Source organism: Marinobacter sediminicola, from assembly GCF_031157525.1.
GTDB lineage: Bacteria > Pseudomonadota > Gammaproteobacteria > Pseudomonadales > Oleiphilaceae > Marinobacter > Marinobacter sediminicola.
Map to the genome: position 1 here is coordinate 1 of NZ_JAVIXR010000040.1, position 374 is coordinate 374.

General features: G+C 55.1%; 1 protein-coding gene. It reads left to right on the forward strand.

Annotation, left to right across the window (positions count from 1 at the left end):
- On the forward strand, positions 1-345 hold a 345-nt coding region (locus tag RG807_RS17705), incomplete at its 5' end, for a helix-turn-helix domain-containing protein (protein WP_309046058.1).
- Positions 346-374: the final 29 nt, after the last annotated feature.

Genomic DNA, 374 nt, shown 5'->3' on the forward strand with positions numbered 1-374 from the left:
GAGCGCCATGGAAGTCAGCTAAAGCTGGACCGCAGAGTTCACGCCGCAAAACAATTTCTGGACGAAAACTTCAGCCGACGCTTGTCCTTGGCCGAGACGGCTGCCGTGGCACATCTGAGCATTCGGCAGTTGAACGATCTGTTTCGGCGCCAGGTCGGCATGACGCCGCATCAATACCTCACAGAGTTGCGAATGAAAGAAGCTTGGCGGCTTTTGGAGCCGTCGGGGTTCAGTGTCCAGCAAGTTGCTGACGCTGTCGGCTATTCGTCGTTATCAGCCTTTAGCGACCGGTTCAGAGCCCACTTTGGCAAAGCGCCCAGCCACTTCCGCCGTATTTCGAAATAGTTCCGCCAGGATTCGAAAGTTTCTCTTCT